At 67.3% G+C, this 9,516-nt stretch carries 8 protein-coding genes; 1 reads left to right on the top strand and 7 read right to left on the bottom strand.

What is annotated here, in order from left to right; genetic code table 11:
• Both ABZS71_RS35055 and ABZS71_RS35050 read right to left on the bottom strand, forming a co-directional pair.
• On the bottom strand, nt 1-1,406 hold a 1,406-nt coding region (locus tag ABZS71_RS35055), incomplete at its 3' end, for a condensation domain-containing protein (RefSeq protein WP_356216764.1).
• A gap of 259 nt (nt 1,407-1,665) precedes the next feature.
• Nucleotides 1,666-1,878 carry an MbtH family protein gene (locus tag ABZS71_RS35050; protein WP_356216761.1) on the bottom strand — a complete coding sequence of 71 codons (213 nt, stop codon included), beginning with the start codon at nt 1,876-1,878 and terminating at the stop codon, nt 1,666-1,668.
• A 604-nt stretch (nt 1,879-2,482) separates the two neighbouring features.
• Here ABZS71_RS35050 and ABZS71_RS35045 point away from each other — a divergent pair.
• A complete protein-coding gene (locus ABZS71_RS35045) occupies nt 2,483-3,685 on the top strand; it encodes a cytochrome P450 (RefSeq protein WP_356216758.1) in 1,203 nt (400 codons plus the stop codon).
• A gap of 91 nt (nt 3,686-3,776) precedes the next feature.
• On the opposite strand, the gene ABZS71_RS35040 is transcribed toward ABZS71_RS35045, so the two are convergent.
• From ABZS71_RS35040 to ABZS71_RS35020, 5 genes are all read right to left on the bottom strand, one after another.
• A complete protein-coding gene (locus tag ABZS71_RS35040; RefSeq protein ID WP_356216755.1) occupies nt 3,777-4,547 on the bottom strand; it encodes an aspartyl/asparaginyl beta-hydroxylase domain-containing protein in 771 nt (256 codons plus the stop codon).
• Between the two features lie 105 nt (nt 4,548-4,652).
• The gene (dpgC, locus tag ABZS71_RS35035) at nt 4,653-6,047 is read right to left on the bottom strand and encodes a (3,5-dihydroxyphenyl)acetyl-CoA 1,2-dioxygenase DpgC (protein WP_356216752.1); all 1,395 of its coding nucleotides are present in this window, start codon (nt 6,045-6,047) and stop codon (nt 4,653-4,655) included.
• Nucleotides 6,044-6,742, bottom strand: coding sequence for an enoyl-CoA-hydratase DpgB (gene dpgB / locus ABZS71_RS35030; protein ID WP_356216749.1), 699 nt, complete (start codon nt 6,740-6,742; stop codon nt 6,044-6,046). Before dpgB ends, dpgC begins: the two co-directional genes overlap by 4 nt.
• Nucleotides 6,743-6,765: 23 nt before the next feature.
• On the bottom strand, nt 6,766-7,911 hold the full coding sequence (gene dpgA, locus ABZS71_RS35025; RefSeq protein WP_356216746.1) for a 3,5-dihydroxyphenylacetyl-CoA synthase DpgA: 1,146 nt from the start codon (nt 7,909-7,911) through the stop codon (nt 6,766-6,768).
• 116 nt (nt 7,912-8,027) lie between these two features.
• Nucleotides 8,028-9,335, bottom strand: a complete 1,308-nt coding sequence (locus tag ABZS71_RS35020; RefSeq protein ID WP_356216743.1) for a PLP-dependent aminotransferase family protein — start codon at nt 9,333-9,335, stop codon at nt 8,028-8,030.
• Between the last annotated feature and the right edge of the window lie 181 nt (nt 9,336-9,516).

Here is a 9,516-nt window from a genome sequence, read left to right as displayed (position 1 = left end):
GTCCGCACCACCTGCGCCTCAAACAACCCACCCAACGTCCCCGCCGGCAACCCCACCCCCGTGTCATTCCACCCCAAAAGCACCTGCTGCCGCTCCGCCTCGTCGAGAAGGTCGACCCGTCCGACGAATTCCTCGGGAGACGCCGCGCCAAGCCAATTCACCACGTACATGAAGCGTCGGAGTACGTCGGAGACCGACGCCAGGTCGTGGACGTCCGGGTTGGCGTCGACGTTGATCTGCAGGCCGGACCGGTCGTAGACGTCGATCCGGATCCCGTCGACGGGGCCGGTGGAGAGGTTGTGCGCGGTGGCGGGGGCATCACCGAACTGCAGGTCGTAGTCGAACGACATGACGTTGATGTGCAGCCCGCACAGAACGCGGTCGACCATCTTCAGGTCGCGAAGGACTTCCTCGTGCCGGTACCGCTGGTGACGCAGACCCTCCCGGACCGCCCGCGACGTCTGGCGGACGGCGTCCGCGACCGTGGTCTGCGGGTCGATCGTCAGGCAGAGCGGGATGATGTTGGAGGTCATGCCGGGGATGCCAGCCTCCCGGTGTCCCGCCCGGCCACGTACGGGGACGCCGATCACGACGTCCCGCGTGCCGTTGACACGGTGTTCGTACAGGGCCGCGGCGGTGATCAGCAACCCTGCGAGGTTGGTCCTCAGGCGCCGCGCGGCCCTCTTGAGGGCGGCGGCCTCCTGGATGCCGATGCCGTCCGTGTGCCGGGTCGGGGCGAGCTTGGCTCGGCGGGCCCGGTCGGCGTTACCGGTCAGGGTCTCCTGCGACAGGTTCGAGAGGACGCCGTTCCAGTACTGCCGGTCCTGTTCGGTCTCGGCGGATGCCCGGTAGGCGTGTTCGCCCTCGATCAATACGGACACCGGCTCCAAGGCGCCGTCCTCGAGGCCGCGGCCTTCCAGGAGCGACCTGTAGATCTCGGCGCCGCGGGTGGCGAGCACCATGCCGCCCAGACCGTCCATGACCAGGTGGTGGACGCGGGTGTACCAGAAGTGGAGATCGTTGCCAAGCTTGATGACCGCGTTGGCGGAGAGCGGGGCACCCACGAGGTCCACCCGGCGGCTCAGATCGGCGCGCATCCAGTCCTCGGCGGCCGTGCGCGGGTCGGCCTCATCGCTCACATCGACGATGTGCACGGGGTAGTCCCGTTCATCGTGCACGTACTGCCAGGGGGTACCGTCAACCACCCGGATGCGCAGGCGCAGGCTCTCGGCCTCGCGCAGCCTGCGCCGCGCGGCCTCCACCAGCAGGTCGGGATTGACCGCGCCCCTGATCTCCAGGTATTCGGCGATGCTGAAGCCCCGATTGTCCGGTGCGAGCTGCTGTGCGTACCAAACCGCAAGCTGTCCGGCCATCAGTTCCCGGAGCTCGCCCTCAGACGTAGCCATACCCGCACACTCCAATCGGTTCGAGTCATCGACTGGAACAGCAGGGCCCGCCGCCTTCAAGGCATGCCGCATTACCGCCCAGGTCTCTGGATCAAAGCTGTGACCAGGTGGTTCACGCTTCTTGGGCGATCTGGGCCGATAGGGCCGGCAGATCACATATCGCCCGAGCGGCGATCGTCGCCGCGCTCAGAGCAGTTCATGGCGCAGCGGATACCCGGGGTCGGCCACTGCCGATCCCAGGTCCGCCGTGCTACAGGTACTACTTGGCCTGCATAGCTTCGATCAGGCTCTTGGGGCGCATGTCGGTCCAGTTCTGGTCGATGTGGTCGAGGCACTCCTGGCGTCCGGCCTCCCCGAAAACCGTGTTCCATCCTTCCGGTACGTCGACGAACACCGGCCAGAGCGAGTGCTGTCCCTCATCGTTAACCAGGACCAGGTAGTTGGCATCGGGGTCGTCGAACGGATTCGTCATCACGTTGTCCTCTCTGGGCAATGACATTGACGCGTTGTCAGTAGCTTTCACCAGCGCATTTCCCGTCGGTTGGTACGCATATGGCGACATTAGGCCGAATCGGGTGACCGGCTCGAAATCATGCTGCCGGCACGCCCATCTCACGGGACATCGGAACTCTGCGGTGGTGATTCACTATGACCCAGGGCGGCGCGGTTGCTCAATGCTCCGAGGCCCGGTTCCCGCCCGACCGCCGCAAAGCCTCCGACCTGCGACTCCGTCCTCATGGACAGGCAACTCAGCACGGCGGAAAGCACAGTTCAACTGCGCTGTCGCCGCAGTTGGACACCCGTTTGACATGGCGTGGCCACCACCGTGGAGCCTCCGGTAGGGCCACCGATTCAGGGCGACCTCACCCTGCCTGGTGTAGCGACTTCGCGCGTATTGCACGATCTTGACGCCTTGGCAAGGCATGTGCCATCGTGAAACTCTCCTCGATAAATACCATTTGCTCCGCCCTTGATAAGCGCGAACGCGCTTGAAGCGTCATCCCTCCATCGACTCTGACGCGTCGTATACATCGCATTCCCGCTCCTGGAATCCAGAAGACTCGTGAGGCATCTGCATGCGCAGTGAGACGGCCGATCAGCCACCGGAGATCAACCTGGTGGACCCCAAGCTCTATTCGGATGGCGACCCGTTCGTGCAGTGGCGATGGCTGCGCGCCAACGAGCCCATGTACTGGCATCCGCCCACGGACCTCCCGGGATTCTGGGCGCTTACCAGGTACGACGACATCCGCGCGGCATACCGCGACTCCGAGACCTTCAGCTCGGCGCAGGGAATTCTCCTGCGGCCCGCGGATCACGGAGCCGATCCCGGCGGTGGCCGCACCTTGGCCCTCACCGACGCGCCCCGGCACGGGCAGCTCCGCAGCCTGGTCGACAAGTGGTTCGCGGTCCGGTCGGTACGCGCCATAGAGGCGGGGATGCATGACGTCGCCCGCGATGTAATCGACAAGGCCCTGGGGCTCGGGAGCTGCGATTTCGTGGCGGACATCGCCGCGCGCGTGCCCCTGTACGTGATCTGCAAGATGATGGGCGTGCCGCGATCCGACTGGGACCGCCTCTACACGTTAACGAGCCAGGCCTTCGGCGCCGGGGACGCGGCCACCCGCAGGTTCGCCCATCTCGACATCCTCGGGTACTTCGAGGAACTCCAGGAGGAGAAGGCGGACGATCCGGCCGACGACCTGGTGAGCGTGCTGGCGACGGCGAGCATCGACGGGAAGCCCCTCGACGCCGAGGACATTATCCTCAACTGCAATAACCTGCTCGTCGGGGGCACCGAGAACACGCGGATCGCCGCGGCCGGCGGCATGCTCGCCCTCCTGGAGCACCCCGAGCAGTGGCAGCGCCTCTCGGAGGACGAGGCGCTGGTGCCCGGGGCTGTCGAGGAGATCCTCCGCTGGACCTCCACCGCCACGCACATCATGCGCACCGCGTTACGCCCGGCGGAGATCCATGGCCGCCGCGTGGAGGTCGGCGACCGGGTGACCTTCTGGCTGCCGTCGGCCAACCGTGACGAGACGATCTTCGACGAGCCCGACCGGTTCGACATCACTCGGCAGCCGAACCGTCACCTGTCCCTGGGGTACGGCGAGCACTTCTGCCTCGGCAGCATGCTCGCGCGAGTCGAACTGCGGCTGCTTTACAAGGAGTTGCTGGCCCGCTCAATCTGTGTCGAACTCGACGGCGAGCCGAAGCTGCTGGATTCGATTGTCGTCAACGGCCCGGAACTCATGCCGGTCAAGCTGATCGCGCCATAGACACTGGGTACGCGACTGCCCCGGCTCCCCGACGGGGAGCCGGGGCAGTCGCGTACCCGCGCGGCGACACGCGCTGCTACGGGGCCGGTGGTCACCTGGTGTCGGCGCGGTCCGCGTCCTGGCGCATGGTCTCAAACTGCTTCTCCCAGGCCGAGTGCTTGTCCTTGGCGTCTTGGACGAACGGCGTACTGGCGATGTACTTGAGCGCCCAGCGGTTGAGGATCGCGTAAGGGAACTTCAGCGGGCGGACGATGTCCATGAACAGGACCACCCGGTCCTCGTCGGTCTCGTTCCAGGCCTCGTGCGGGAAGGTGTCGTCGAACACCATGCTCCGGCCCTCCTCCCAGTGGGCCGTCTCACCTCCCACGCGAATGCCGCAGCCGTTCTGCGGCTCGGGGATCTTCAGCGCCAGGTGATAGCGCAGCACGCCCTTGTACGGACCGCGGTGTTCGTGCAGCCGCTTGCCCGGGCCGAGGACGGAGAAAAAGGCCGTGGACAGGCCGTCGACGTGCTTCAGCAGCTCGATCGTCCGCGGGCACCGCTCACGATTGGTCTCGAAGTCGATGCCGTAACCAGCGAAGAAGTACGTCTTCCACTGGTCGTCCTGGGTGAGGCTGCGCTGGGCGACGGAGATGTCCTGGAAGTTGGGCAGCTCGTCCCGGTGCACCAGCAGCTCGTCCAGCTCCTGGCGGATGTCGCGCCAGTTCTCTTCGAGGATCGTGGCCCACGCGAAGGTGTCGTCGGGGAAGAAGGGCTTGTCGCCGACCGGCGACGTCGCCGTCATCCGCCGCTCCAGCCAGGAGATCGATTTCCAGATGCGCCTGGTCGCGAACTGTCCGACGCGGGCACGAACGTTGGGCACGGTACCTCCATAGTTCGGTCGTGGTCTCGACGGCGGGTGCGACGGAGCACCCGGCCTACATCGGGCTTCGGCCGGCCTCCGTATGCGCCGTCCGGTCGGCCGAGGTTAATCGCCGGAAGGCTTCGCGCCGACGGAACCCACGGCGACCGAGGCGGAAGCGTCGGCCGATGCCGCGGAAAAACGGCCGACCTTCTCGATCACGTCAGGGCTGTAAAGGCGCAGCGACTGCTGCAGCGCGAACTCGGCCATGTACACGCGGAAGACGTCGGGGGATTCCTCGGCGAAGTTGAGCATCCGCCGGTTGGCGAGCACCGCGGAACCCTGCAGGCGCTCCACGGCGCCTTCGACGGCCGCGTCGAGGCCGAACTGGTCGTGGACCTCGTCGACCAGTAGCCGGGCGTCCGGTTCGCTCGCGAAGATCCGTCGGCCTTCCAGGATGATCTGTCGAGCGGCCCGGGGCCCTACCGACCGGGTCAGCCGGTAGTTCGAGGCGCCCGGAATAATCCCTTCCTGGGCGGCGGGAAGGCTGAGGTACGCGTCCGCGGCTGCGATCACGTGGTCGAAGGCGAGCAGCAGCTGGCAGCCGCCGCCGATCGCAAAAGTGTCCACCACAGCGACCCACGGCTTCTCCACGGTGCGGGACCGCCAAGCCGTGGTGCCGTCGTCCGTCAGTACGCCCCTCACCAATTTATGGATGTAGCCGAGCTCGCGGCGCAGCAGAAAGTCGGTCAGGGAGATGCCGCCGCCATGCAGCGACTTGAGGTTGATGCCGGCGCTGAAGACACGCTTGCCCCGGTAGCGCGGGTGGGTCATCTCCCCGCCGCGCACCAGGCCGACCTCCACCGCAGGGTCTAAGAGGACGAGGTCGACGGCGGTCTCCATGTCGTCGACCTGCTGATTGTCCTCCGCGTTCAGCGAGTCCTCGCGGCACAGGGTCAGCCGGGCCACGGCGCCGGTGCGTTCCAGCCTGACGGAGGCCAGATCGACCCTGCCCGCTTCCCGGAATTCCGGGAGCAGGGCAAGGGCGCGCTCTGTGGGGCGCAGCATCGCGTCGAGCAGGTGCGGGCCCGCCTTCGGCGAGCCCAGGACGTGCCGGAAGAAGATGCCCTGGTCGACTTCACGGCCCTCCTTGCGGGCCTGCGGCAGTGCACGCTCTGCCGTGAGCTGCTCGTCGGTCGGCACCAGCCCGGGGAAGGCCACTGCCGCGGCCCGGGCCAGCTCGGCCACCCTCAGGTGACGGGTGCGGCCTCCAGTCAGCTCGCCGTAGACGGCTTTCGTGTGCACGTCCAGGAACGCGGAACGCACGGCCCGGGTGGCGTTGAGCGCCGCCAGAGCGGTGGCGCGCTGCTCGGGGGAGCGGTGTTCCGCGGCGGGCAGTGCTTTCAGCAAGTCGTCAGTACGCTTCGCCGCATGGGTGACCGCCGTCCGGGCCCGGCCGAGATCCGCGCGCACGGTGCGCGAATCCTCGTCCGGCCCGGACGTCATGTCCGCGGCGGTCATGCCGCTGCCTCGGAGGCGGCCCGTCGCAGCGTGCGGTCGCAGGCCGCCAGGTGGGCCCCGAGCGCTTCCTCGAAACCGGTAGTGGTGGCGTCGAGCATCAGCTGACGTCGGATCGCCAGTTCGCTGCCCTGGACGGCGCCCGTCCGTTCGGCGGTCCGCGCGAGGGAGTCGGCCACGTCTTCGGTAACCTCGTCGACCAGGTGCATGCTGAGCGCGTCGGCGGCCTCGATGGGGGTGCCGAACAGCACTGCCCTGCGGATTGCCGCGGCGAACACCCCGTGGTTGGCGAGTCGGTACACCGCCATGCCCGGCCAGGTGGCGCCGTTGTTGACGGGCATCGTCAGGCACACCGAGCCGGTGGCGATGCGGTAGTCGGTCGCCAGCAGCGCGTCCAGCGCGATCCCGCCGCAGTCGCCTACGGCGATCGCGATGGTGGGGCGGGGCAGGCGCTCGAGGCGCCGCAGCGCGCGTTCCCACTTGCTGACCAACGACACCGAGAGGTCCTCGGTCCACGGCTCGGTCGGGGTGCCGGAGACCTGGACGATCACCGGAGCCTGGCCGGCGCGGTCCTCGGCGTTATCGCAGACGGCGGTCACGGCCGCGACCGCTTCGGCCGACAGGGGCTTGCTTCCGTCGATCCGGAGGGCCAGGTCCTCCGCCGCGAGCTGCGCTTCGATCCCGAAGGGAGAGTTCATGACATCCTTCGTCTGCTCGTTGCTCACCATTGCACCAGCGCTGTCTCGATGGTCGAGCCAGGGCCCATGGTCATCAGGACGCCGTAGTCGCCGGCCTTGGTGGCCGCTTCCTGAAGCAGACGTTCATAGGAGAACAGGAACGATCCGCTCGACAGGTTCCCGTAGTCGCGCAGCACCCCTGTGGTGTGGCGGACGTCGTGCCGGGTCAGGCCGAGGTTCACGCGGACCGCGTCGATGACCTTCTTACCGCCGGAGTGCACCAGCCACTGGCTGATTTCGCTGCGGTGCAGTCCGGCGTTGTTCAGCAGCCGGTCGACCACCTGTTCCGCGTGGGCGCCGACGACGTAGGGGACCTGCGGGTCCAGGTAGAAGCTGAACTTCCCCTGGTCGTCGTCCCAGTCGTAGCGCATCGCGTCGATGGCGTCGGTGATCAGGTGGCTGGCGAAGCCCAGGATCCGCGGTCCGCCGGGCGAGGCCGGTACGTCGGCCGCGGCGTAGGCGGTGTCAGGGGAATCGGCGATCAGTACGATCGCTGCGGCGCCGTCGCCGAACAGGCTGTTCACAACAGCGGTGCGCATGCTCCCGTCGATCACGTAGGCGGCCGAGCACGCTTCCGCACACAGCATGACGGCGACCTTGCCGGGGTTGGCCACGGCCCAGCTCGAAGTGGCGTTCAGCGCGTTCAGTCCGGCGTTACAGCCCATGCCGACGACGTCCACCCGGCTGGTCTTCGCCGAGATGCCCATCTCGCGGATGAGGTGGGCGCTCAGGCCCGGGGTGAGGAAGCCGGTGGTGGTGGTGCAGGACAGGTAGTCGATGTCCTCGATGTCGAGGCCGACGTTCTCCAGTGCGGCGCGCACTGCCCGGACGCCCATGCCGAGGGCGACCTGCTTGTGCTTGGCTAGGAGTTCGCCCTGGGTCTCGGTGAGGAGGGTGCCGTCCTCGGCCCGCGCAGGCAGCGTGAGGAAACGGCGCTCGATCGCGCTGTTCAGGAACACCGACCGGACCCTGGGGTCCGTAATCGCGCAAATGTCGAGGAGTTCCCGCTGGCTGTAGGAGGTTTCGGGGACGTCGGTGGCGACGCTCGTGATCCGGGCGGCGCCGATGGTCTTCCTGCGGTCGGGTTCCGGTACGTCGAAGACGCCGGGGGCGGTCAGGCTGATGGTCATCGGAATTTCCATCCCCACGTACGAGGCTTGCTGCGGACAAGGGACTGTGGTGCCAACACGTCGATCGCTTTCCGTCGGGTGGTGGATGAGGGTTGGATGCGGGGTCGGCGCGCGGCTCAGCGCGCGCGCCGGGACTCCTCCCGGATGAAGCGCGCGAGCCGGGCGACTCCTTCGACGATTTCTTCGTTGCTCAGGTAGCTGACGGACAGGCGGAGACTGTGATCGCCGCCGTCTCGGGGATAGAAATAGGACATGGGCGTCCAGATGACCCCGTACTCCTCCGCCGAACGCACCAGCGCGGCGTTGTCCGCGCGAAACGGAGTGTCGACGGTCAGGAAGAACCCGCCGCTCGGTTCGTTCCAGCGCACGCCGACGGCCGCCCTGTCGGGGGCTGGGAAGGCCGAGTCCAGCTCCTGGAGGATGGCCCGCATGGCGCTGCCGTAGTAGGCGGTTGTCTCGGTGTTGAGTTCCGAGGTCCGCCCGTCGGCGGCAAGCAGCATGCCCGCGACCGCGGCCTGGCCCAGCGGGGAGGTGTTCACCGTGATCATGCTCTTGATCTTGGTGATCTCGTCGGCCAGCAGACCGGTGTTCCCCTCCTGGTCCACGACGGGCTGGTCGGCGACGGCGAACCCGACCCGGGCGCCTGGGAAGAGAGTCTTGGAGTAGGAGCCCAGGTGGACGACCCGCTGCGCCCGGTCGAGGGACTTGAGGGTTGGCTCCTGGGGCCCGGGGCTCACGAGGCGGTAGGGGCTGTCCTCCAGGATGAGGATATCCTCCCGGGCCGCCAGTGCCAGCAGGGCGTGGCGCTCCTCGATCGACATGGTGTTGCCGGAGGGATTGGCGTGGTCGGGGACCACGTAGAACGCACGGGGACGGCTGCCACGCGCGCGTTCCGCCGCGAGCACCGTCGCGAGGTCGGCGCAGTGGAAGCCGTCGGGGCGTTCCTGGACGGGAGCCGGTTCGAAGCCGAGCACGCGGGCGGCGCCGGTGATCCCGACGTAGCAAGGGCTGGAGACGAGGAGTACGTCCTCGGGCGCCGAAAGGACCGCGCGCAGGGTGAGGAACATTGCCTCCTGGCAGCCCACCGTGACCACGATGGCCTCGGGTGCCACGTCGATGTTCTCGTCCTTGCGCAGCGAGTCGGCGATCAGCTCGCGGATCCGGCCGCTGGTCGGTCCGTACTGCAAGATCACGTCGCGGATATCGGCGGCCGAAGCGCCGTTCTCCTCGAGGTGGCTCAGATATCTGCGGATGTGCGTGACTATCTGCTCGACGTCCAAAAATCCGTCGTAGGGACGGCCCGGCGCGAATGAGATCGCCTTGGGATAGCGGTGGGTGATCCCATTGAGGAAATTCATGGTGTCGAGCACCGGGTCGGAGACGCTGGTGTGCAGCTCCTCTTTCTTCAGCCGGGTCGCGGCCATGGGAGTGCCTCCCGAGAGGTGAACGACCGGTCCCATCGTCAACCTCGGTCGTAGGGGATGGGTGTGGTGAGGCGGCTGCGCGAGTCGACTACCAGCGCCATTCCTGCTGGCGGTAGAGGTGACCGGCCTTGATGTCCCGGTCCTTGCACCAGGTCATGAATTCTTCGATCTGCTTGAGCTG

This window comes from Streptomyces sp. NPDC005393, from assembly GCF_040606675.1.
GTDB lineage: Bacteria > Actinomycetota > Actinomycetes > Streptomycetales > Streptomycetaceae > Streptomyces.
Note: the sequence above shows the minus strand (reverse complement) of the source record. Positions and strands in the feature narration are given on the sequence as shown.

Coding starts and splice junctions, on each gene's coding strand:
- ABZS71_RS35050 (WP_356216761.1), bottom strand. CDS start 1,878: ATGACGAATCCGTTCGACGACCCCGATGCCAACTACCTGGTCCTGGTT.
- ABZS71_RS35045 (WP_356216758.1), top strand. CDS start 2,483: ATGCGCAGTGAGACGGCCGATCAGCCACCGGAGATCAACCTGGTGGAC.
- dpgC (WP_356216752.1), bottom strand. CDS start 6,047: ATGACCGCCGCGGACATGACGTCCGGGCCGGACGAGGATTCGCGCACC.
- dpgB (WP_356216749.1), bottom strand. CDS start 6,742: ATGAACTCTCCCTTCGGGATCGAAGCGCAGCTCGCGGCGGAGGACCTG.
- dpgA (WP_356216746.1), bottom strand. CDS start 7,911: ATGACCATCAGCCTGACCGCCCCCGGCGTCTTCGACGTACCGGAACCC.
- ABZS71_RS35020 (WP_356216743.1), bottom strand. CDS start 9,335: ATGGCCGCGACCCGGCTGAAGAAAGAGGAGCTGCACACCAGCGTCTCC.